At 62.0% G+C, this 22,003-nt stretch carries 19 protein-coding genes; 13 read left to right on the plus strand and 6 right to left on the minus strand.

All coding sequences use genetic code 11. From position 1 onward, the window contains the following. Window positions 1–46: 46 nt before the first annotated feature. Window positions 47–2,182 carry an intracellular growth attenuator family protein gene (locus B2J69_RS03795; protein ID WP_081136567.1) on the minus strand — a complete coding sequence of 712 codons (2,136 nt, stop codon included), beginning with the start codon at window positions 2,180–2,182 and terminating at the stop codon, window positions 47–49. Between the two features lie 393 nt (window positions 2,183–2,575). On the opposite strand from B2J69_RS03795, the gene nudE reads away from it, so the two are divergent. Further along, on the plus strand, window positions 2,576–3,142 hold the full coding sequence (nudE, locus tag B2J69_RS03800) for an ADP compounds hydrolase NudE (RefSeq protein ID WP_081136569.1): 567 nt from the start codon (window positions 2,576–2,578) through the stop codon (window positions 3,140–3,142). 316 nt (window positions 3,143–3,458) lie between these two features. Here the strand turns inward: nudE and mrcA are convergent, their stop codons facing one another. Continuing rightward, window positions 3,459–6,008, minus strand: a complete 2,550-nt coding sequence (gene mrcA, locus B2J69_RS03805) for a peptidoglycan glycosyltransferase/peptidoglycan DD-transpeptidase MrcA (RefSeq protein WP_081136571.1) — start codon at window positions 6,006–6,008, stop codon at window positions 3,459–3,461. 117 nt (window positions 6,009–6,125) lie between these two features. Here mrcA and pilM point away from each other — a divergent pair, with 117 nt between their 5' ends. The 12 genes from pilM (at window position 6,126) to trpS (ending at window position 16,012) form a co-directional block, all read left to right on the plus strand. After that, complete coding sequence (pilM, locus tag B2J69_RS03810) at window positions 6,126–6,944, plus strand: pilus assembly protein PilM (RefSeq protein WP_081136573.1); 819 nt, start codon at window positions 6,126–6,128, stop codon at window positions 6,942–6,944. Continuing rightward, window positions 6,941–7,483: a PilN domain-containing protein gene (locus B2J69_RS03815; protein WP_081136575.1), complete on the plus strand. Its 543-nt coding sequence runs from the start codon at window positions 6,941–6,943 to the stop codon at window positions 7,481–7,483. The genes pilM and B2J69_RS03815 overlap by 4 nt, the downstream gene beginning before the upstream one ends. Next, window positions 7,473–7,964 carry a HofO family protein gene (locus tag B2J69_RS03820; RefSeq protein WP_081136577.1) on the plus strand — a complete coding sequence of 164 codons (492 nt, stop codon included), beginning with the start codon at window positions 7,473–7,475 and terminating at the stop codon, window positions 7,962–7,964. The genes B2J69_RS03815 and B2J69_RS03820 overlap by 11 nt, the downstream gene beginning before the upstream one ends. After that, complete coding sequence (locus tag B2J69_RS03825) at window positions 7,954–8,361, plus strand: HofP DNA utilization family protein (protein ID WP_081136579.1); 408 nt, start codon at window positions 7,954–7,956, stop codon at window positions 8,359–8,361. Before B2J69_RS03820 ends, B2J69_RS03825 begins: the two co-directional genes overlap by 11 nt. Beyond that, window positions 8,288–9,550, plus strand: coding sequence for a DNA uptake porin HofQ (gene hofQ / locus B2J69_RS03830; RefSeq protein WP_081136581.1), 1,263 nt, complete (start codon window positions 8,288–8,290; stop codon window positions 9,548–9,550). The genes B2J69_RS03825 and hofQ overlap by 74 nt, the downstream gene beginning before the upstream one ends. Before the next feature lie 361 nt (window positions 9,551–9,911). Further along, window positions 9,912–10,433: a shikimate kinase AroK gene (aroK, locus tag B2J69_RS03835; RefSeq protein ID WP_033792589.1), complete on the plus strand. Its 522-nt coding sequence runs from the start codon at window positions 9,912–9,914 to the stop codon at window positions 10,431–10,433. A gap of 38 nt (window positions 10,434–10,471) precedes the next feature. Continuing rightward, window positions 10,472–11,560, plus strand: coding sequence for a 3-dehydroquinate synthase (aroB, locus tag B2J69_RS03840; RefSeq protein ID WP_081136585.1), 1,089 nt, complete (start codon window positions 10,472–10,474; stop codon window positions 11,558–11,560). Window positions 11,561–11,632: 72 nt separating this feature from the next. Next, on the plus strand, window positions 11,633–12,673 hold the full coding sequence (locus B2J69_RS03845; RefSeq protein ID WP_081136587.1) for an SPOR domain-containing protein: 1,041 nt from the start codon (window positions 11,633–11,635) through the stop codon (window positions 12,671–12,673). Window positions 12,674–12,767: 94 nt separating this feature from the next. Continuing rightward, window positions 12,768–13,580, plus strand: coding sequence for an adenine-specific DNA-methyltransferase (gene dam / locus B2J69_RS03850; RefSeq protein ID WP_081136666.1), 813 nt, complete (start codon window positions 12,768–12,770; stop codon window positions 13,578–13,580). A 66-nt stretch (window positions 13,581–13,646) separates the two neighbouring features. After that, a complete protein-coding gene (gene rpe, locus B2J69_RS03855; RefSeq protein ID WP_033753082.1) occupies window positions 13,647–14,330 on the plus strand; it encodes a ribulose-phosphate 3-epimerase in 684 nt (227 codons plus the stop codon). Beyond that, the gene (locus B2J69_RS03860; RefSeq protein WP_081136589.1) at window positions 14,314–14,994 is read left to right on the plus strand and encodes a phosphoglycolate phosphatase; all 681 of its coding nucleotides are present in this window, start codon (window positions 14,314–14,316) and stop codon (window positions 14,992–14,994) included. Before rpe ends, B2J69_RS03860 begins: the two co-directional genes overlap by 17 nt. A gap of 13 nt (window positions 14,995–15,007) precedes the next feature. After that, on the plus strand, window positions 15,008–16,012 hold the full coding sequence (trpS, locus tag B2J69_RS03865) for a tryptophan--tRNA ligase (protein WP_081136591.1): 1,005 nt from the start codon (window positions 15,008–15,010) through the stop codon (window positions 16,010–16,012). 75 nt (window positions 16,013–16,087) lie between these two features. Here trpS and cysG read toward each other — a convergent pair whose 3' ends face one another. From cysG to tsgA, 4 genes are all read right to left on the minus strand, one after another. Next, window positions 16,088–17,452 carry a siroheme synthase CysG gene (cysG, locus tag B2J69_RS03870; protein ID WP_081136593.1) on the minus strand — a complete coding sequence of 455 codons (1,365 nt, stop codon included), beginning with the start codon at window positions 17,450–17,452 and terminating at the stop codon, window positions 16,088–16,090. Window positions 17,453–17,538: 86 nt separating this feature from the next. After that, window positions 17,539–17,865: a nitrite reductase small subunit NirD gene (gene nirD, locus B2J69_RS03875; RefSeq protein ID WP_081136595.1), complete on the minus strand. Its 327-nt coding sequence runs from the start codon at window positions 17,863–17,865 to the stop codon at window positions 17,539–17,541. Next, entirely contained in the window at window positions 17,862–20,402 is a 2,541-nt protein-coding gene (gene nirB / locus B2J69_RS03880; RefSeq protein WP_081136597.1) for a nitrite reductase large subunit NirB, read from the minus strand. Before nirB ends, nirD begins: the two co-directional genes overlap by 4 nt. A 212-nt stretch (window positions 20,403–20,614) precedes the next feature. Beyond that, on the minus strand, window positions 20,615–21,793 hold the full coding sequence (tsgA, locus tag B2J69_RS03885; protein WP_081136599.1) for an MFS transporter TsgA: 1,179 nt from the start codon (window positions 21,791–21,793) through the stop codon (window positions 20,615–20,617). Window positions 21,794–22,003: the final 210 nt, after the last annotated feature.

Below are 22,003 nucleotides of genomic sequence, written 5' to 3' on the forward strand. Positions count from 1 at the left end.
TAAAACAGGCGGGAAGAGGGGAGGGTGAGAGGCGGCGACGGCCGCGTCAGAACATCGAGCGCACGCTCTGCATGGTGCCAAGATTATGATTAAAGCATTTGTCGTAATAGTGCTGAATGTTCGCCATGCGCTGACGGTTGCGGTGAATGCGGCGCAGCGCCAGTAGACCGTTGATCAGCGCGCAGGCGAGCAATACCGTCAGCAGCAGGGCGGTGCCGAGATAGCGCCACATCGCCATCGCATCCGGCTCGTTGTGCAGCGCGATATGACGCGTGCCGTTGGCGTCGACCGACAGGCCGGTGATGATGCCGCTGGCGCTGAACGGCGTGTGCAGCAGCATGCCGGAGAGGCGCTGTAGCTCGCGCCACTGCGACGGCGCGTCGAGATCGAACAGCGACACCGTCGGCTGCGGCTGATTCACCAGCTGGCGACCCTCGTCGCTGACGATCAGGAAGCCGCCCGGCGGCGGGCTGTTAAGGTTTTCAGCGGCGCGGCGCGTCTCGCGGAAAAAGAAGCTGGAAGTCGCGGTATTGACCAGATTTTCCAGCGCTTCCGCGCTGACCGGGCGCAGCAGCACGTTCATGCCGTTGAGCTGGCCGGAATCGGCGCGGCGCACCAGCGTATCCCAGTCTTTGGCGTTGCCGAGATTGACCAGCGCGTTCTTCAGCCGCACGCAATCCTGCTGCTGGCTGCAGAGGTCCTGGGTTTTCAGCACAAGGTCGGCAAAGTCGTCCAGCAGGATCATGCCCGATTTCTGGATCGCCGAGGCGAGCTGCGGGTTGAGCTTGGGATCGGTGTTGGTTTCTGGATGCAGCTGGCGCGTGGTGGCGTCCAGCAGCGCCGCGGCTTTGTCGATAATGTCGGACTGCGGCTGAGGCAGCGGCGAGGCGTTGTTCCAGTAGACCGCCGAGCAGTCGAACGGCATATAGGCGTAGCTGCGGTTGCTCTGATAGTTATCGGGCACGGAACACATGCCAGTGCCGTTGACCTTTAAAATATCGCCGACGTGCAGCGTCTGCGCCGCCAGCTTGTCCACGTTGTCGACGGCCAGGCTTTCGGTGCCTTTGATCCAGGCCAGGCTGAGTTTGATCGGCATGCTGAGCGGGATCCAGCTCACCAGCAGCGCCATCACCAGCAGCGAGCCGCAGGCCAGCACCACGTTTTTGCGCCAGCGCTGGATAGGAAAGTTGCGCACCTCATCCTGAAGCGACAGAAAGCGGCCCTGACGCACCACCTGACGGTTCAGGTAGATCTCGACGTCGGTGGTCTGGCCGAGATCGTGCGCCACATAGGGCAGCCAGTGCGGCGGATAGGCGAGGTCGATAATGCCCAGCGTAATGTTGCTCTGCTCCTGGTTCGACTCGCCGAACAGGCCCCAGCGCTTGGGCGCGCCGCGCAGGCAGTGGATATCGCGCATGCGCTTTTGCGCAGGAATGTGAAACAGTGACCAGACGCTGGCGCCGATCATGGCGCAGCCCAGCAGCACCAGCCAGCCCATCAGGCTGGCGGGCACCAGCAGGCTGACGAAAAACAGCAAAAAGGCGAAGGTGATAGTGACCGCCTCGCGCGTGCCGTCCGGCCGCGTCAGCTGATACTCCTCCAGCGTCTCTTTGCGCACCTGCAGCAGCTCGACGTTTTCGCTCTCTTCCTTGCGGATCGAGGCGTTGGTCGATCCCGGACGCACCAGCGCCGGCAGCGCCGGCTGGTCCGTGCCATAGTTGATCAGCGAGTGGCCGTTGAGCGAGATCACCAGCGGCACGGTCTGGGTGCGGATCAGTTCGACGTAGTTCTCATCGGTGATGTACTGCTCCCAGTGCGGCGGCAGATGCACTTCGACTTCGTCGAGATAGTAGCGCCACTTGTGCGGATCGTCCGTTGAGAGGCCGTAGCGGGTAATGGCGCGCGTCACGGGATAGACGTTACTGCTCTGGGCGGTGAGCGTCAGGTTGTCGAACGCGGGGTGCTTTTCGCCAGGCGTGACGGGACGCGACTGTCTGGCAATCGAGGCGACATATTTCTCTACCGCGCGACGTTCGTCATCGGTGAGTTTACGGCAGGGCGGACTGATAAATGGCAGCGGTTTCGCCAACGGCGGACGATGCCGCATAGCGTACCAAAAGCCGACGCCTGCCAGAGCTGAGCAGACCAGCACTATTATCAATACAATGAGGATTGTGCTCATGCTTTGCTCAATTCAGCCAAAATCCTGCCTTCACGTTAGCCAGATGCTCCCAGATAGAACTGTTATTTAAGACAATTTTGGCGGGAATAAACAACTCTGACAAGTTAAATGCCGGAGGAAATAACGCGCAAAATCATTAAATTAGAAGTTAATGCAGCATGCCTTGTCCGAATGTTAACCGTTAGAAACTGAATTAAACATCGGTCTTTTCTGAATTTTACTCTTCGACGTTGACTTATGGCGAAAACGTTAACTGCTATAACAATTCGTTGATATCGTGCGGCGTCGCCTTCTGCCAGACTACGGGTCTAAACTCGCTGTCGCACATTCGCCTGTGGTCAGGTAAGCTGATTTTTTCCCGGTAGAGCACGGCGTTGAAAGTCTGAGGCTGATATGAAGAACCCGTTAAAAAAACCTGACATCCTCAATGTGGAAACGGTAGCGCGTTCGCGTCTGTTCACCGTTGAATCGGTCGATCTCGCTTTTAGCAACGGCGCGCGCCGCGTTTATGAGCGGATGAAGCCGTCGGAGCGCGAGGCGGTGATGATCGTGCCGATTATCGACGACCAGGTGGTGCTGATTCAGGAGTATGCGGTGGGGCTGGAGACCTATGAGCTGGGCTTTCCGAAAGGGCTGATCGATCCCGGCGAGAATGTCTTCGAGGCGGCGAACCGCGAGCTGAAAGAGGAAGTCGGCTTTGGTGCCGAGAAGCTGGAGTTTCTCAGCAAGCTCACCATGGCGCCCTCTTACTTCTCCAGCAAGATGAATATCGTGGTGGCGGAAGGGCTTTACCCGGAGCGGCTGGAAGGCGACGAGCCAGAGCCGCTGATCGAGCATCGCTGGCCGCTGGATAACCTGCTGGCGCTGCTGCAGGAGCCGGACTTCCGCGAGGCGCGCAACGTCAGCGCGCTGTTTCTGGTGCGCGAATGGCTGGTGCGCCAGGGGCGGCTGAGCTACTAACGGATACGACATTGCCTGAAACTGGCAGGGCTTTGACTTTTACAGACAGCTCTAAAGCTTGTAAGCGGGTGAGATGGACCGAAGAGCAAAGCGTCCCGCGACAGGGACAAAAACGCCGGGAGCGTTTTTGAACAACGCAACGCGTTGGCCCGTTTATGGGCGCCCCTCAGGGATGAGGGGCGTATACGCGCGGGCCGAGCTGGCAGGGATGCCGCTTTTTGCGTCTTTGCGATCGGGCCATCTCGCCCGCGTTGGCACATTCCAAAATAAAAAGGCCGACAGCGATGTCGGCCTTTTTTGCTACTCACGGCAGGGCTTAAAACAGCTCGTGGCTCTCGCCGTTATCCATAATGGTGGTGCCGACGTCATGCACGGAATATTCCGTCGGCTGCGTACCGTTGATGAAATACTCCTGACGCGTATTGCCGCCGCCGTTAGCCAGCTTGCCGGTGCTGCGATCGATGGTCACCGTCACCACGCCGTCCGGCGGCGTCAGCGGCTGCTCCGGCACGCCGTCCAGCGCGCTCTTCATGTAGTCGTCCCAGGCTGGCTGAGCGCTTTTCGCGCCGCCTTCGTAGCCGGAAATTTGATTAGGGATCGCGCCCGACAGCGTGCTGCGGCCCAGATCGCGCCGCGCATCGTCAAAGCCGATCCACACCGAGGTCACCACGCCAGGACCGTAACCCGAGAACCAGGCGTCCTTAGAACTGTTGGTGGTGCCGGTTTTGCCGCCGATATCGTTGCGTTTCAGATCGCGCGAAGCGCGCCAGCCGGTGCCCATCCAGCCCGGTTCGCCGAAGATATTGGAGTTCAGCGCGCTCTTGATCAGGAATGACAGCGGCGTGTTGATCACGTGCGGCGCATACTGCTGACCGTCCGGCTGCGGCTGGGCGGGCACCTGCTCCAGCGCCGGCTGCGGCGCGGGTTGATTCTGGTTCTGATCGGAAGTGGCGACGTTCTCTACGCTCTCCTCGTTCAGCGCCAGCGCTTTGCGAGTCTCGCCGTAGATCACCGGCAGATTGCACTGTGGGCAGGCGATGCGCGGTTTCGCTTCGAAAATCGTTCCGCCTTGCTCGTTCTCAATCTTGCTGATGAAGTAAGGGTCAACCAGGAAGCCGCCATTCGCCATCACCGAGTAGCCGCGCGCCACCTGCAGCGGGGTAAACGAGGCCGCGCCGAGCGCCAGCGATTCGGTATGCACGATATTCTGCGCCGGGAAGCCGAAGCGCTGCAAATACTCCGCCGCGTAGTCGACGCCCATCGCGCGCATGGCGCGCACCATCACCACGTTTTTCGACTGACCTAAGCCCTGACGCAGGCGGATTGGACCGTCGTAGGTCGGCGGCGAGTTCTTCGGCCGCCAGTCAGCGCCCGCGCCCGCATCCCAGCGTGAGATCGGCACGTCGTTGAGAATCGAGGCGAGCGTCAGGCCGCGATCCATCGCCGCGGTGTAGAGGAACGGCTTGATGTTGGAGCCGACCTGGCGCAGCGCCTGGGTGGCGCGGTTGAACATGCTCTGGTTAAAGTCGAATCCGCCCACCAGCGCGCGCACCGCGCCGGTTTGCGGATCGAGCGACACCAGCGCGGAGTTGACGTCCGGCACCTGCGCCAGCCACCAGTCGTTATCGACTTTGCGCACCCAAATCTGCTGGCCTGTCTGGATAACCTGCGTCACGCTGCGCGGCGTCGGGCCCTGAACGGTATCCGACTTAAAGGCGCGCGCCCAGCGCACGCCGGCAAGGCCCAGCGAGACGCTGGTGCCGTCTTTCAGCATCGCGGTCGCTTCGTTGCTGCTCGCCTGCGTCACGACAGCAGGCAGCAGCGGCCCATAAGCGGGCAGCGGCTTCAGCGCCTTCAGGATCTGCTCCTGACTCCAGGCGGGTTCGCCCACCTTCCACAGCACGCTGGTCGGGCCGCGGTAGCCGTGGCGCATATCGTAGGCCAGCACGTTGTTGCGCACCGCCTCCTGCGCCGCCTGCTGCAGGCGACGCGTCACGGTGGTGTAGACCTTGTAACCGTCGTTGTAGGCGCCGTCGCCGTAGCGCTTCACCATCTCCTGACGCACCATCTCGCTGAGATAGGGAGAGGAGAAGGCGATTTCCGGGCCGTGATAGACCGCCACCAGCGGCGTGCTGCGCGCCTCGTCATACTGCTGCTGGGTGATGTAGTGCTGATCCAGCATACGCGCCAGCACCACGTTGCGACGCGCCAGCGCGCGGCTGTGGGAATAGAGCGGGTTGAAGGTCGACGGCGCTTTCGGCAGGCCGGCGATCATCGCCATTTCGCTCAGGGAAAGCTGGTCGACCGGTTTGCCGAAGTAGACCTGCGCCGCGGCGCCGACGCCATAGGCGCGGTAGCCGAGATAAATTTTGTTCAGATAGAGTTCGAGGATCTCATCTTTATTCAGCAGCTGCTCAATGCGAATGGCGAGAAACGCTTCCTTGATTTTACGCATCAGGGTGCGTTCCGGGCTCAGGAAGAAGTTACGCGCCAGCTGCTGCGTGATGGTGCTCGCGCCCTGTGAGGCGTGGCCGGACATCAGCGCGATGCTCGCCGCACGGAAAATGCCCACCGGATCCACGCCATGGTGCTCATAGAAACGGCTGTCTTCCGTGGCGATAAAAGCTTTGAGCATCACGGGCGGCATCTGCTGCAACGTTAATGGGATACGGCGTTTCTCACCGTACTGGGCGATCAGCTCGCCATCCGCGCTGTACACCTGCATGGGTGTTTGCAGGCGCACATCTTTCAGCGTGTTAACGTCAGGCAACTGCGGCTCTATGTATTTGTACAAACCATAAATCGAGCCAGCTCCCAGCAAGACGCAACACACTGCAAGGATTAATAAATACTTTACGAACTTCACCTGGAATTTCCCATCTGTTGTCGTTTGGGCAGTTTATAAACAACCGCGCGGTAGTATAAAGGCAAGCCAGACGCTTTGATATGTCCTTTTGCCCCTGTAGATAAGGAGATCGCGCGCATGGCTTTTCAGACATGGCAAGTCGGACTGGATATTCAGAATACGCAGCTCTGCGCTCTCGCCGTACAGCGCCGACGCGGCGGCTGGCAACTCTGCCGCTGGTGGCAGCAAGGGCTGCCGCAAGATACGTTAAGAAACGGCCTGCTGCAATCTTCGCCTGAACTGCAGGCGGCGCTGCGCGACCTGCAGCGCCAGCTGCCGCAGCGCTATTCGCTGCGCGTCGCGCTGCCTGCGCAGCTGGTGCTGCAGCGGCCGCTGGCGCTGCCCGCCCAGCGACTGCAGGAGCCGGCGCTGGGACGTTACGTGACGGCGGCGGCGCAGCGTCTCTTTCCCGTCGAACCTGACGCGCTGGCGCTCGACTATCGCGCCAGCGAAGCGGATCGCCAGCTCTATGTGACGGCGGCGCGGCGCGAGGCGATTGCGCAGTGGCTGGCGCCGCTGCAACAGAGCGCGCTGCGGCCTGCGGTTTTTGAACTCGCCACTCATGCGCTGGCGCAGACCGCGCTGGCCGCGGGGCTGGCTGAGGACGCCGCGCTGCTGCTCTATCAGGATGCGCAGTGGCTCTGGTATAGCCGCGCCAGCGAAGGCCTGGTTGGCAGCGCGGTGGCGGACAGCGCGGCGGAGACGCTGCCGTCGCGCTATTTCCCTCAGGCGCGCGCGCTGTACGGCTGCGCGCCATCCTCTGTCGCTCTGCCTGACGCCTTCACGCCTTTTTCGCCGTTGCAGCTGTTTGCTTACCGGCAGCCGCCGCTGCCGCAGCAGGAGGCGGCATTTTGCATCGCCGCCGGCCTGGCGCTGCGTCCGGAGGATTGCCCATGATCGCGGTGAATTTGCTGCCGTGGCGACAGGCCCGCCTGCGGCGTCAGCGGCGCGTCAGCCTGAGCATTGGCGCCGCCGCGCTGCTGCTGCTGGCGCTGCTGGCGGCCTGGCAGCTGTGGCGCCTCGATTGCGCCAGCCAGCGGCTGCAGGCCGCGCAGCGTGAGGCGCGCGCCGCGCTGGCGGAAAGCGGCGACCGGCTCGCCCAGCGCCGCGCCTTGCAGCAGCAGCTGGCCGCGCAACAGGCGCAGTGGCGCCGCGTCCGGCGTCACGCCGACCAGCTGCTGCGCTGGCATCAGTTCTGGCAGGCCCTGCCAGCGCTGCTGCCCGACCCGCTGTGGCTCGATCGCGTAGAGAAACAGCCAGAGCGGCTCAGCATCGAGGGGCGCGCGCAGAGTATGCAGGCAATAGGCGAGCTGCGTCGGCGGCTGGGTGGCCTGCCGCTGTTCGCGGCGATAAAGCAGGGCAGCGTCGAGCGTCAGCCGGACGGGCTCTATCGCTTCACGCTGCGCGCCTACCCTGGCGAGGTCGATGATGAATAGCGCGCTGGAACGCTGGCTGCACCTGCCGCTGCGCGCCCGGCTCGCGGTTGCGACGGCGTGCCTGGCGGCGACGATGCTGGGAATATGGCTGCTGCTGCTTCGGCCTCAGCAGCGGGCGCAGCAGGCGCTGCGCGCCGATCTCGCTGCTCTCCAACAGCAGTCTCGACAGCAGCAGGCGCAGCTCAGAGCGCTGCCTGCGGAAAACCTGTTGCGGTCGCAGCTCGACGAGACGGCGCGTCAGATCGCCGCGCGCGCCGCGCCGCTTGAGGCGCTCCTGGCGGCGCGCGGCGACCAGCTGACGGCATGGCAGCCGGAGTCTGCGCCGCGCGCCTTAACCCTGCTGCTGGCGTGGCCGCAGTTTCAACCGCTGTTTGCCGAGCTGGCGCGCACCGCGACGCCTTTCCCCGCGCGCTTTCTGCTAGAGGCGCAGCAGGGAAAAGTGCAGGCCAGACTCTGGCTGGAGAGCGACGATGCGCGCTAGATGGCTGTGTGTCACGCTGGCGACGTTCAGCCTGAGCGCCGCGCCGCGCGATCCCTTTCAGCCGCTGGCCAGCCCGGCGTGCCCGCCGCCGGACACGCTGACCCACTGGCGGCTGCAGGGCGTGCTGGGACGCGGAGCCAGCCTGCGCGCCTGGCTGGTTGCGCCGCAGGGCGCCAGGGTGGCGGTGGCGTCGGCAACGCCTCTGCCGCTGGTGGGCTGGCAGTTGGGCGCTATCACGCCGCGCAGCCTGACGCTCACCACAGGCCGCGGCTGTGCGCCGCAGCGCATCACATTTTCACTGAAGGGAGGCACCTGTGTTCAGGATGATACTTCTGCTGACGGCGTGCGTCCTGCTCGCGCCGGCGCAGGCCAGCAGCAGCCAGCGGCTCAGCCTTAATTTCGACGACGCGCCGGTTGAGCGTATTTTGCAGGCGCTGGCGGATTATCAGCGCGTGAATCTGTTAATCGCGCCGGGCGTAGAGGGCCAGCTTTCGCTGCGGCTCGACGACGTGCCCTGGCGACAGGCGCTGTCGCTGGTGACGCGGCTGGCCGGGCTCACCGTGGTGGAGGAGGAGAATGTGCTGCTGGTCTATCCCGACAGCTGGCGCCAGCATCAGCGAGAAGAGGCGCAGGCCGAGCAGGCCATTGCGGTCGAGCAGCAGCCGCTGGTGCTGCGCGCCGTGACGCTACGCTACGCCAGCGCGGAGGAGGTCTATCGCAGCCTGCAGGGCGAGCGGCTGTCGCTGATGACGCCGCGCGGCAGCGTGACGCTGGACGCGCGCGCCAATGCGCTGCTGCTGCGCGATACGGCGGCGGCGCTTAAGGAGACGGAGCGCTGGCTGCAGGCGCTTGACGTACCGCTCGAGCAGGTGGAGCTGGCGGCGCATATCGTCACCATCAGCGAGGAGACGCTGCGCGAACTCGGCGTCAGCTGGAGCCTGCCCGCTGGTGCAGAGGCGGTCAGCGAGGCGCTGCGCCATCCCCGGCTGGCGATCCCGCTGGCGGCAAGCTCGCCGGGCATCGCCGCGGGCGTCACCCTGGCGCGCATCGGCGGCCAGCTGCTCGACCTGGAGCTGAGCGCGCTGGAGCAGGAGAATCAGGTGGAGATTATCGCCAGCCCGCGTCTGCTCACCTCGCATCAGCAGAAGGCGACCATCAAGCAGGGCAGCGAAATTCCCTATGAGGTTTCGGCGGGCAACAGCGGCGCCACCACCATCGAATTCAAAGAGGCGGTGCTGGGGATGGAGGTCACGCCCAACGTGCTGGGCAACGGACGTATTCTGCTGCGCATCCGACTCAGCCAGAATGTGCCGGGCCGCGCCATCCAGAACGGCGACAGCAGCATTCTCTCTATCGACAAGCAGGAAATTGAAACCCAGGTCACGCTAAAAGATGGCGAGACGCTGGCTCTGGGCGGTATTTTTCAACAGCAGCGCAGCCAGGGCGAAAGTCGGGTGCCGCTGCTGGGCAATATTCCGCTGTTAGGCGCGCTGTTTCGCCATCAGACCACGGAAAATAAAAAGCGCGAGCTGGTCATCTTCATTACGCCGCGATTGGTCAGGGAAGCAGCGCTTACGGCCGGATAAACCGGAAAATGCGCCCTCCAGTGCCAACTGCGTTGACGCAGGGCAGGAATTAGCTTACAAGGTTTAGCGATTTTTAGAACGCTGTAACCGTCCCGACGGCGCGTATCCGTCAGGGTCAGAAGTTTCCTCTGAAGGCGGCGCGTAAAAAGCGCAGCGCTAATGCGTATCGTTTCGCGCACCGCACACCGGCCCCGCAAGGGGAATGCCGGCGAGCGATTTATTCGGTTGCCAAACGGCCTTGAGTGTTGAGATAATTTTTCGTCTGACTCTTGCTAACGCTCATGAGGTCTCAGTTCCTGTCCCGCCAGCGAAATCGCTGAACGCGGGGTATCATCAACGAATTCTTAGTAATACCGACAAAATGGCAGAGAAACGCAATATCTTTCTGGTTGGGCCGATGGGTGCCGGCAAAAGCACTATTGGTCGTCAGTTAGCTCAGCAACTCAATATGGAATTTTTCGATTCCGATCAGGAAATTGAGCGACGTACCGGAGCGGATGTGGGCTGGGTATTTGACGTCGAGGGCGAAGCTGGATTTCGTGACCGCGAAGAAAAAATTATCAACGAGCTGACCGAGAAGCAGGGCATTGTCCTGGCGACCGGCGGCGGTTCCGTCAAATCTCGGGAAACACGCAATCGTCTCTCCGCCCGTGGTGTCGTGGTGTATCTTGAAACCACCATCGAGAAACAGCTGGCACGCACGCAACGCGATAAAAAGCGTCCGCTGCTGCAGGTTGATTCCCCGCCGCGCGAAGTGCTTGAAGCGCTGGCGGACGAGCGCAACCCGCTCTATGAAGAGATCGCGGATGTCACCATTCGTACTGACGATCAAAGTGCGAAAGTGGTGGCCAACCAGATTATCCACATGTTGGAAAAAAACTGATCTAATGCCGAAAGGCTCAGTAACAGGTATCGAGCATCATGGAGAAGATCACCGTCTCACTGGGAGAGCGTAGCTATCCCATCACCATTGCCGCCGGACTGTTCAAGGATCCGGCTTCTTTTTGGCCGCTAAAAGCGGGTGATAACACGATGCTGGTCACCAACCAGACGCTGGAGCCGCTCTATCTTGACGCGCTTTCGGCGCGGCTGACGGCTGCGGGCGTCAAAGTGGATCAGGTGATTTTACCCGACGGCGAGCAGTACAAAACGCTGGCCGTGATGGATGAGGTCTTTACCGCGTTACTGCAGAAGCCGCACGGTCGCGACACCACGCTTATTGCGCTGGGTGGCGGCGTGATCGGCGATCTTACCGGTTTTGCGGCCGCCAGCTATCAGCGCGGCGTGCGCTTTATTCAGGTGCCCACCACGCTGCTGTCGCAGGTCGATTCGTCGGTCGGCGGCAAAACGGCCGTTAACCATCCGTTAGGCAAAAACATGATCGGCGCCTTCTACCAGCCCGCATCGGTGGTGATCGATACCGACTGTCTGCGCACGCTGCCGCCGCGCGAACTCGCGTCGGGTCTGGCGGAAGTGATCAAATACGGCATCATTCTGGACGGCGACTTCTTTTGCTGGCTGGAGCAGAACCTGGACGCGCTGCTGGCGCTGGATGAACAGGCGATCGCCTGGTGCATTCGTCGCTGCTGCGAGCTGAAGGCAGAAGTAGTGGCGGCGGACGAGCATGAGCACGGCCAGCGCGCGCTGCTGAATCTGGGTCACACCTTCGGCCACGCCATCGAAGCGCACATGGGCTACGGCAACTGGCTGCATGGCGAAGCCGTCGCGGCGGGCATGGTGATGGCGGCGCGCACCGCGCAACGTCTCGGCCAGTTCAGCGAGGCGGACACCCAGCGCATTATCGCGCTGCTGCAGCGCGCCGGTTTGCCGGTGTACGGCCCGCAAAGCATGCAGGCGGAAGATTATCTGCCGCATATGCTGCGCGACAAAAAGGTGCTGGCGGGCGAGCTGCGGCTGGTGTTGCCGCTGGCGCTGGGCCGCTCTGAAGTGCGCAGCGGCGTGGCGCATGATATGGTGCTGGCTGCGATTAACGACTGTCAGAAACCCTGAACATAAGCAGTTAAGTGGTGACGCGGCGCGCGGGGTGCGCATGGCCGAATGCCGCTTTACGGAGGAGGCAAAATGGATGAGTTTAAACCCGAAGACGAGTTAAAACCTGACGCCAGCGACCGCCGTCCCTCGCGCCCGCGTAAGACGTCTTCCGCGCCTAAGGTTAAGGTGCCGGTTTCGCGCCAGCATATGATGATGGGCATCGGCATTCTGGTGCTGTTGCTGCTGGTGCTCGGCATTGGTTCGGCGCTGAAAGGCCCGGACGAGAGCAAACCGGCCGCAGGCAAGAGCGCCGGTAACGCACCGGCTTCTGCCGGCGGCAACGGCGGCGAGAAGAGCATTGATCTCTCCGGCTCGACCGCCATGAGCGGCGGCCAGAGCGCGCCAGCAGAAGGGGCGACAACAGGCAGCGCGCCGGCTGACAACAGCGCGCCGCGCGACGTCTCTATGCCGCCGGTCTCCTCTACGCCGACGCAGGCCGCGCCGGTAGAGACGCCTGCTAACCAGCAGCGCGTCACCCTGCCTGGCGACCTCAACAGCGCGCTGAGCAATCAGCAGCAGCAGGTTGACAGCGCCGCACAGGGCGGCAGCTCGCTGCCAACCGCGCCAGCGACCATTAGCGGCAGCGCCAGCAACAGCATTAGCGCGCCTGCGGCGACGCGTCCGACCACGCCGCGCACCGCTGCGCCGTCGCATACGTCGCGCGAGCCTGCACACAAATCCGCGACCGTCAGCCGACCTGCAGCCAGCGAAAGCCGCACCCATACCACGCCGGCGCGTCCTGCGATCAACGGCGCGACAGGCGGCAGCGCAACGGCGGCCAGCAGCAGCGCAGCAGCAGGCAAGTCGGTGCCGGGCGGCAACTACACGCTGCAGCTGAGCGGCGCGTCACGCGCGGAGAGCCTGAACGCCTGGGCGAAAAAACAGAATCTTAGCGGCTACCACGTTTATAAAACCACTCGCAACGGCCAGCCATGGTACGTGCTGGTGAGCGGTTCTTACGCGACCTCGGCAGACGCCCGACGCGCCGTCGCTTCGCTGCCCGCTGAAGTGCGCGCGCAAAATCCCTGGGTGAAGCCTGTAAGCCAGGTGAAGAAAGAAGCCAGCCAGTAAACCATGTGGGGCCGGTCGAACCGGCCCCGTTGATAAGCGCCGTTCTGCTGTCGGTCCGCCACAGCTCCACAATAAGATGTATAACCACGACAGCATGAAGAAAAATCGCGCTTTCCTGAAATGGGCAGGAGGCAAATATCCTCTGATGGAGGATATCCGTCGCCATCTGCCGCAAGGCGACTGCCTGATTGAGCCTTTTGTCGGCGCGGGTTCGGTGTTTCTCAACACCGACTATGCGCGCTATCACCTGGCGGATATCAACAGCGACCTGATCAACCTCTACAACATCGTCAAGCACCGCAGCGCGGCCTTTATTGAAGACGCGCGTCGGCTGTTTTCGCCTGAAGGCAATACGTCGGAGTGCTACTATCTGCGCCGCATCGCCTTTAACGCCAGTAGCGATCCCTATGAGCGCGCGCTGCTGTTTCTCTATCTCAACCGCCACGGCTACAACGGCCTGTGCCGCTATAACCTGCGCGGCGAGTTCAACGTGCCTTTCGGTCGCTACCGCAAGCCCTACTTTCCTGAAGCCGAGCTGCTGTGGTTTGCCGAGCGGGCGCAAAAGGCGACCTTTGTCTGTGAATCGTACGATGTTACCCTGACCAACGCGCAGGCGGGTTCGGTGGTCTATTGCGATCCACCCTATGCGCCGCTGTCGGCAACGGCCAACTTTACGGCCTACCACACCAACAGCTTCAGCCTGCGTGAGCAGCAGCATCTCGCCGAACTGGCGTCGCGGCTGGCTCTGGAGAGCCGCATACCGGTTCTGATCTCGAATCACGATACCGCGCTGACGCGTCTCTGGTATCAGGATGCAGTATTACATGTGGTTAAAGCGCGGCGTTCTATCAGCCGGAGCATAACGGGTCGCACACAGGTCGACGAACTGCTGGCACTTTACTGCTAGTCTGTTTCGTCCGCGACCAGGCATTACGTCAGCCGCAGGGCTGGCGCACAACATTGGGAGAATCGGATGAAACAATATTTGCTGGCCCCTTCAATCCTCTCGGCGGATTTTGCCCGCCTGGGTGAAGATACCGCAAAAGCGTTAGCCGCCGGCGGCGACGTGGTGCATTTCGACGTGATGGACAACCACTACGTTCCCAACCTCACGATGGGGCCGATGGTGCTGAAAGCGCTGCGCGACTACGGCATTACCGCGCCGATTGACGTGCATCTGATGGTGAAGCCGGTCGATGCGCTGATCCCGGATTTCGCCAAAGCTGGCGCCAGCTATATCACTTTTCATCCCGAAGCGAGCGAGCACGTCGACCGCACGCTGCAGCTGATCAAAGAGCACGGCTGCAAAGCGGGCCTGGTGTTTAATCCCGCCACGCCGCTGAGTTACCTCGACTATGTGATGGATAAGCTCGACGTGATCCTGATTATGTCGGTGAACCCCGGTTTCGGCGGTCAGTCCTTTATTCCCGGCACGCTGGATAAGCTGCGCGAAGCGCGCAGACGCATCGATCACGGCGGCTATAACATTCGCCTGGAAGTGGACGGCGGGGTGAAGATCGACAATATCGCTCAGATCGCCGCCGCTGGCGCGGATATGTTCGTCGCCGGCTCGGCAATTTTCGGCCATCCCGACTACAAGAAAGTGATCGATGAAATGCGACACGAACTGGAGAAGGTTAATGGCTCATTTCACTGATATCCGCGCGCTGGCGTTCGATCTCGACGGCACCCTGGTGCACAGCGCGCCGGGTCTGGCGCAGGCGATCGACCGCGCGCTGGCGGATCTGCAGCTGCCGCCTGCGGGCGTCGAGCGCGCCTCCACCTGGATCGGCAACGGCGCCGACGTCATGATGTCGCGCGCGTTGAACTGGGCGCTGGGCCGCGAACCGCAGCCCGACGAGCAGCGCGACGCGCGCGCGCTGTTTGATAAGCACTATGTCGACACGGTAGAAGCGGGCAGCACGCTGTTTCCGCAGGTGAAAGAGACGCTGCTGGCGCTGCATGCGAAAGGTTTTCCGATGGCGATCGTCACCAACAAGCCGACGCCGTTCGTCGCGCCGCTGATGGAGTCGCTCGGCATCGCCGAGGCGTTTACGCTGATCATCGGCGGCGATGACGTGATCGTGAAAAAACCGCACCCGGCGGCGATTTTTCTGGTACTGGGCCGCTTCGGCGTGCTGCCGAACCAGCTGCTGTTTGTCGGCGACTCGCGCAACGATATTCAGGCCGCCCAGGCTGCCGGCGTGCCGAACGTCGCCATGACCTACGGCTACAACTACGGCGAGCCGATCGCCGGCAGCAACCCTGACCTGACACTCGACTCTTTTGATGAACTTTTGCCCCTACTCGGGCTGCACTAATCAGGACACAAGCATGAGCAAACCCATTGTTTTCAGCGGCGCACAGCCGTCCGGCGAACTTACCATTGGCAACTATATGGGTGCGCTGCGTCAGTGGGTGCAGATGCAGGACGATTTCCACTGCATTTACTGCATCGTCGATCTGCACGCCATCACCGTTCGTCAGGATCCGGCGGCGCTGCGTAAAGCCACGCTGGATACGCTGGCGCTCTATCTCGCCTGCGGCATCGATCCCAGCAAGAGCACCATCTTCGTGCAGTCGCACGTGCCAGAACACGCGCAGCTGAGCTGGGTGCTGAACTGCTACGCCTATTTCGGCGAGCTGAGCCGTATGACCCAGTTCAAAGACAAATCGGCGCGCTATGAAGAGAACATCAACGCCGGGCTGTTCGACTATCCGGTGCTGATGGCGGCGGACATCCTGCTTTACCAGACCAACCAGGTGCCGGTGGGCGAAGATCAGAAGCAGCATCTGGAGCTGAGCCGCGATATCGCGCAGCGCTTTAACGCGCTCTACGGTGATATTTTCCGTGTGCCGGAGCCGTTTATCCCTAAATCGGGCGCGCGCGTCATGTCGCTGCTGGAGCCGACGCGCAAGATGTCCAAATCGGACGATAACCGCAACAACGTTATCGGCCTGCTGGAAGATCCGAAATCGGTGGTGAAGAAGATTAAACGCGCGGTGACCGACTCCGAAGAGCCGCCGGTGGTGCGTTACGACGTCAAAGAGAAAGCAGGGGTCTCGAACCTGCTGGATATTCTCGCTGGCGTTACCGGCAAAACCATCGCCGAGCTGGAAGCAGAGTTCGAAGGCAAGATGTATGGCCACCTGAAAGGCGCGGTGGCGGATGCGGTATCCGGCATGCTCACCGAGCTGCAGGAGCGCTACAACCGCTACCGCAACGACGAAGCTTTTCTGGAGCAGGTGATGCGCGACGGCGCGCAGAAAGCGCGTGAACGCGCGCAGGAGACGCTGAAGAAGGTGTATGAAGCGATCGGCTTTGTCGCCGCGCCCTGAAACGGCAGCAACTGTAGCAGGCATAAACGGCGGGTTTACACCCGCCTTTTTTTATTTCCGCTTTTCGTCGCCTGCCTAAAACCAGCGCAGCCGGTCGCGCAGCGACACCACGCTGCCGATAATTATCAGCGACGGGCTCTCCACCTGCTGCGCCAGCTCGCCGAGCCGCGCCAGCGTACCGGTCACCACGCGCTGCCGCGTGCTGGTGCCGTTCTCCACCAGCGCCACCGGCATATTCGCGCGCATACCGTGACGCATCAGCTGCTGCTGAATATGCGGCGCCTGCGAGAGGCCCATATAAAACACCAGCGTCTGCTGCTCGGCGGCCAGCTTCTCCCACTCCAGCGCGTTCTTCTGCTGCAAATGGCCGGTGACCAGCCGCACGCTCTGCGCATGGTCGCGGTGCGTCAGCGGAATGCCGCTGTAGGCGGCGCAGCCTGAGGCTGCCGTCACGCCCGGCACCACGCTGAACGGGATCTGATGCTGCGCCAGGCTCTCCAGCTCCTCGCCGCCGCGTCCGAAGATAAAGGGATCGCCGCCTTTCAGCCGCACCACGCGCCTGCCGCGCTGCGCCTGTTGCAGCAGCAGCTGATTAATCTCCTCCTGCGGCACGCAGTGATGCCCGGCGCGTTTGCCGACAAAAATGCGCTCTGCGTCGCGGCGCACCAGATTCAGGATCTCTTCTGACACCAGCCGGTCATAAACAATCACGTCCGCCTGCTGGATCTGCTGCAGCCCTTTCAGCGTCAGCAGTCCCGCGTCGCCCGGCCCGGCGCCCACCAGCGTCACTTCCCCTTGCGCGGGCAGCGCGTCGCTGAACAGCGCCTCGACCAGCCGATCCGCGCGCGCGGTGTCGCCGTTGGCCAGCGTCTGCGCCAGCCGATCGCTGGTGAAATAGCGCTCCCAGAAAAAGCGGCGCTGCGCCATCGAGGCGAAGCGCTGCTTAACCCGCGCGCGCAGCGTGCCCGCCAGCGACGCCAGCTGACCAAGATGCTGCGGCAGCATCGCCTCGATTTTTTCGCGCAGCAGGCGCGCCAGCACCGGCGCGCGGCCGCCGGAAGAGACCGCCACCATCAGCGGCGAGCGGTCGATAACCGACGGCATAATCGCGCTGGCCTGCTCCGGCGCGTCCACCAGATTGCAGAAGATGCGTCGCGCCTCGGCGGCGACCGCCACCTGCTGATTCACCGCGTCGTCATCGGTGGCGGCGACCGCCAGCCAGCATCCGTCCAGCCAGGCGTCGTCGAACGCGCCGACCATCAGCGTCAGCTCGCCGCTGTCGGCCCACTGCTGGAATGCGGGTGAAAAGCGCAGCGCGCCAACCTGCAGATCGGCGCCGGCGGCCAGTAGCAGGCGCGCCTTGCGCTCAGCGACCTCGCCGCCGCCCACCAGCAAACAGCGCTTGCCCTGCAGGCGACAAAAAAGGGGAAAGTAGTCCATAGCGCATCCTGAAAGCGAGAAGAGAGGGCAGACAGCCGGCGCGCAGGGCGCCGGCGGCGTAGCATAGCATCAGGGCAGGGATGGGGTCAGGCACATACCTCGACCTTGCCCGCGTTTACCCGGACCGGATAAGCGGCGACAGAGCGCGACGCGTCCTCCATACAGTGGCCGTCGCTGAGGCGAAAGCGCTGCTTCTTCAGCGGACTGGCGACCCAGAGCGTACCTTCATGCTCGGCGATAATGCCGCGCGACAGCACGCTGGCCTGGGCAAAGGGATCGATATTGCTGATGGCGAACAGCTCGCTATCGTTGCGCGGCCGGAAAATGGCGATCTGCTGGTTATTCACCAGCGCGCATACGCCGGTAGCGGGCAGGATTTGCTGCAAATCGCAGACGGGCGTCCACTGGCTCATACTTCGCTCTCCTCAATCAGGGTCACGGCGATGCGCTCATCCGGCCGCGCTGGACGATGCTGGCTGCGCTCGGCGACCATCTGCACGTTGGGATCGCGCAGCGGCGCGTTGATAAAGTGGGCAAAGCGCGCCTGCTGGGCGGGATCCTCCAGGGTTTCTTTCCACTCGCAGCGCGCGCGGGCACGCAGCTCGGCCAGCTCTGCCTCCAGCCTGGCGTTGATGCCCAGCTTGTCATCAATGATGACGCTGCGCAGGTAGTCGATGCCGCCTTCCAGGCTCTCCAGCCACAGTGAAGTGCGCTGCAGCCGATCGCCGGTGCGGATGTAGAACATCATAAAGCGGTCCAGGTAGGCGAGCAGGGTGTCGCTGTCGAGGTCGGCCGCCAGCAGATCGGCGTGGCGCGGCTTCATGCCGCCGTTGCCGCAGACGTAGAGATTCCAGCCTTTTTCCGTGGCGATAATGCCGACGTCTTTGCCCTGCGCCTCGGCGCATTCACGCGTGCAGCCCGACACGCCGAACTTCATCTTGTGCGGCGTGCGGATGCCCTTGTAGCGGTTCTCCAGCGCGATGCCGAAGCCGAGGCTGTCGCCGACGCCGTAGCGGCACCAGGCGCTGCCGACGCAGGTTTTCGCCATGCGCAGCGCTTTGGCGTAGGCCTGGCCGGTTTCAAAACCTGCGGCGATCAGCTGCGACCAGATAGCGGGCAGATCGTCTTTCTGCGCGCCGAACAGGCCGATGCGCTGCGAGCCGGTGATTTTGGTGTAGAGGTGATAGCGTTCGGCGACCTCGCCAATCACCTTCAGACCCTGCGGCGTGATTTCGCCGCCGGGCGAGCGCGGGATCACGGAGTAGGTGCCGTCTTTCTGGATATTGCCGAGGAAAAGATCGTTGCTGTCCTGCAGCGGCGTATGCTGCGGCGCGAGCACAAAGTCGTTCCAGCACGACGCCAGCAGCGACGCCACCGTGGGTTTGCAGACTTCGCAGCCGTAGCCGGTGCCATACTTCGCCAGCAGCGCGTCGAAGGTTTTGATCTCCTCGACGCGGATCAGATGGTAAAGCTCCTGACGCGAGTAGGGGAAGTGGGCGCAGAGATGGTTGTTGACCTCGATGCCCTGACGGCTTAGCTCGGCGTTCAGCACCTGGGTCAGCAGCGGGATGCAGCCGCCGCAGCCGGTGCCGGCGCGGGTTTCGCTTTTCAGCGCCGCCACGGTGTGGCAGCCGGCCTGCACCGCCTTGACGATGTCCCCTTTGCTGACGTCGAAGCAGGAGCAGATCTGCGCGCTGTCGGGCAGCGAATCAACGCCCATCACCGGCTTTTCGCCGCTGCCGGCGGGCAGGATCAGCGCTTCGGGATTTTCTGGCAGCGGAATGGCGTTAAGCACCAGCTGCAGCAGGTTGCCGTAGTCGCTGGTGTCGCCCACCAGCACCGCGCCGAGCAGGGTGTTGCCCTCTTCGCTGACGATCAGGCGTTTGTAGACCGAACGGCTCTCATCCAGCCAGACGAAGCTGCGCGCGCCCGGCGTGCGGCCATGCGCGTCGCCGATGCCGCCGACGTCCACGCCGAGCAGCTTGAGTTTGGCGCTCATGTCGGCGCCCTGGAAGAGGCTGTCGCGACCCACCAGTGCATCGCTCGCCACCTGCGCCATTTTGTAGCCCGGCGCTACCAGGCCAAAGGCGCGGTGGCGCCAGGCGGCGCATTCGCCGATGGCGTAGATCGCCGGATCGCTGGTGCGGCAGCGGTCGTCAATGGCGATGCCGCCGCGCTGGCCGAGCGCCAGGCCGCACTGCTTCGCCAGCTTGTCCTGCGGGCGAATGCCGGTGGAGAAGACGATAAAGTCCACCTCCAGCGCGCTGCCGTCGGCAAACTCCAGCGTTTTGCCACCTGCGGCGTGATGCACGATTTGCTGGGTATTTTTGCCGGTATGCACCCGCACGCCCATCTCTTCGATTTTTCGCCGCAGCTGCTCGCCGCCCTGCACGTCGAGCTGCTCCGCCATCAGCACCGGCGCGAACTCAATCACGTGCGTTTCGATACCTAAATTTTTCAGCGCGCCCGCGGCCTCCAGGCCGAGCAGGCCACCGCCGATCACCGCGCCACGCTTACTGCGGCGCGCGCAGGCTTCAATGGCGTTGAGATCTTCGATGGTGCGGTAAACAAAGCAGTCGCTGCCTTCCGAACCCTTGATTGGCGGGATCCAGGGATAAGAGCCGGTGGCGAAAATCAGCGTATCGTAGCGCACGGCGCGGCCGGTATTAGAGTGGATCAGCTTCTCGTCGCGGTTGATGGTGATGGCGCGCTCGCCCAGCAGCAGATTGACCTGATGCTTTTCATAATAGCCTTCGCGCACCAGCGAAAGCTCTTCGGCGGTATGGTGAGAGAAGTAGGCGGAAAGGTGGACGCGGTCATAGGCGACGCGGGGTTCTTCGCAGAAGACGGTTAACGCGAACTGGCCGGGTTCGGCTTTGTCGATCAGCTCCTCAATAAAGCGATGCCCCACCATGCCGTTACCAATAACGACGACATTGTGTTTGCTCATGCTTGCCTCAAAATTGCGGGAATTGAGGCTACAATAGCGCGCCGTTTTGCGCTCATATTGATATACATCAAGCGCCTTTCTGTATACCTATTTTGAGGTAGGTTACTGTTTCTGCATCATTTTTCGTAAGTTATTCGTTCTGTTAACAAAAGCGCGGGATCGCATTTTTGCGGCGGGATAAAAAAAGGCGGCTTGCGCCGCCTTGTTACTGCTTAGTGCATGACATGGCCGTGCTGACGATGTCGGGTGACAAAGCCCAGCAGCACGCACATCACGAATACCACGGCGTAGAGACCGTTTGCCGTCAGCAGCGCGGCATGGACGCCGCCCTGCCTGACGATCGGGCTGGTCACCACGAAGGTGAGCATGGTGCCGACGGTGCCGCAGGTCAGGATAAAGTTCACCAGCTTCGGCGAGGAGACTTTGGTCTGCAGCGAGCCGAGCGTAATGATGGTGGTGTAGATGGCGCTGGAGCTGAAGCCGAGGATCATAATAATCCAGCGCAGCATGCTGGCGTCCGTGGCGCTGACGAACCAGTACATCAGCAGCGTCGCCAGGCCGGCCAGCACCATCAGAATGCGCTGCAGGTCGAAGAAGCGCAGCAGGAAGCTAAAGATCCACATGCCGACCATATAGGCGGTCCAGAAGTTGCCCACCAGCTGGCCGGCGCTGGCGATATCCATGCCCATGGTTTTGGTGGCGTACTCCGGCACCCAGGAGATAAAGCCGAGCTGGCCGAGGATATAGCAGAGCGCGGCCACGGCGAGAAACAGCACGCCGACGCCCCATTTCTCTTTTTCCACCGTCGGGCTGTTTTCCGGCTTGCGCAGCACCGGGAACTCGACGCACAGCGTCAGCACGAAAATCGCGACGTAGATAATACCGATGCAGACATAGACCCAGTACCACGGCAGCGCGCGCGCCAGCAGGATACCCGCCAGCACCGGAAACAGCGTGCCGGCCATGCTGAAGAAGGAGTCGGTAAACAGCAGGCGCGAGCCGCGCTGACGGCCTTCATACAGATGGGTGATCAGGAAGGTGCCGATTGACATGGTGATGCCGCTGACCACGCCCAGCACGAACATGCAGAGCGAGAACACCGAGAGATCGCGGCTGGTCATCAAACCCAGCACCGCCAGCACCATCAAAATAAAGCCGAAAATCAGCTGACGCTTCAGCGGCACGATCACCATCAGCCAGGCGTTAAGGAAAACCGAGACCAGAATGCCGGCGTTCAGAAAGGTAAAGGTGTTGCCCATACTTTCAATCGGCAGCTGGAAATCCTTCGCGATGTCGCCCATGACCATGCCGGTGACGATCACCAGCGCGCCGGTCAGCGCGTACGAGAAAAAGCTTATCCAGGTAAGCCCGATACGATTACGATTTGTCATGTTGTGAACCTGTGGAAAACAGAGAGGGCGGCGTAAAACTGTCAGAAAGTGTAAACGGAACTGTGATCTTAATAAATAAAGACTGAAAATACGTTTTCATATTTCATTCATAATGTGATTTGTATCACGAAAACGTTTGCGTGGCCGATTGTCCATTCTGCCCACATGCTGCGTAAATTACGGTAAAACGCTGGCTCTTGTATTTTAGGC

It is taken from the genome of Pantoea latae (assembly GCF_002077695.1).
Taxonomy (GTDB): domain Bacteria; phylum Pseudomonadota; class Gammaproteobacteria; order Enterobacterales; family Enterobacteriaceae; genus Pantoea; species Pantoea latae.

Coding starts and splice junctions, on each gene's coding strand:
- cysG (WP_081136593.1), bottom strand. CDS start 17,452: ATGGACTACTTTCCCCTTTTTTGTCGCCTGCAGGGCAAGCGCTGTTTG.
- hofQ (WP_081136581.1), top strand. CDS start 8,288: ATGATACTTCTGCTGACGGCGTGCGTCCTGCTCGCGCCGGCGCAGGCC.
- nirB (WP_081136597.1), bottom strand. CDS start 20,402: ATGAGCAAACACAATGTCGTCGTTATTGGTAACGGCATGGTGGGGCAT.
- B2J69_RS03820 (WP_081136577.1), top strand. CDS start 7,473: ATGATGAATAGCGCGCTGGAACGCTGGCTGCACCTGCCGCTGCGCGCC.
- dam (WP_081136666.1), top strand. CDS start 12,768: ATGAAGAAAAATCGCGCTTTCCTGAAATGGGCAGGAGGCAAATATCCT.
- B2J69_RS03815 (WP_081136575.1), top strand. CDS start 6,941: ATGATCGCGGTGAATTTGCTGCCGTGGCGACAGGCCCGCCTGCGGCGT.
- B2J69_RS03795 (WP_081136567.1), bottom strand. CDS start 2,182: ATGAGCACAATCCTCATTGTATTGATAATAGTGCTGGTCTGCTCAGCT.
- nudE (WP_081136569.1), top strand. CDS start 2,576: ATGAAGAACCCGTTAAAAAAACCTGACATCCTCAATGTGGAAACGGTA.
- B2J69_RS03845 (WP_081136587.1), top strand. CDS start 11,633: ATGGATGAGTTTAAACCCGAAGACGAGTTAAAACCTGACGCCAGCGAC.
- aroB (WP_081136585.1), top strand. CDS start 10,472: ATGGAGAAGATCACCGTCTCACTGGGAGAGCGTAGCTATCCCATCACC.
- aroK (WP_033792589.1), top strand. CDS start 9,912: ATGGCAGAGAAACGCAATATCTTTCTGGTTGGGCCGATGGGTGCCGGC.
- pilM (WP_081136573.1), top strand. CDS start 6,126: ATGGCTTTTCAGACATGGCAAGTCGGACTGGATATTCAGAATACGCAG.
- B2J69_RS03825 (WP_081136579.1), top strand. CDS start 7,954: ATGCGCGCTAGATGGCTGTGTGTCACGCTGGCGACGTTCAGCCTGAGC.
- rpe (WP_033753082.1), top strand. CDS start 13,647: ATGAAACAATATTTGCTGGCCCCTTCAATCCTCTCGGCGGATTTTGCC.
- trpS (WP_081136591.1), top strand. CDS start 15,008: ATGAGCAAACCCATTGTTTTCAGCGGCGCACAGCCGTCCGGCGAACTT.
- tsgA (WP_081136599.1), bottom strand. CDS start 21,793: ATGACAAATCGTAATCGTATCGGGCTTACCTGGATAAGCTTTTTCTCG.
- nirD (WP_081136595.1), bottom strand. CDS start 17,865: ATGAGCCAGTGGACGCCCGTCTGCGATTTGCAGCAAATCCTGCCCGCT.
- B2J69_RS03860 (WP_081136589.1), top strand. CDS start 14,314: ATGGCTCATTTCACTGATATCCGCGCGCTGGCGTTCGATCTCGACGGC.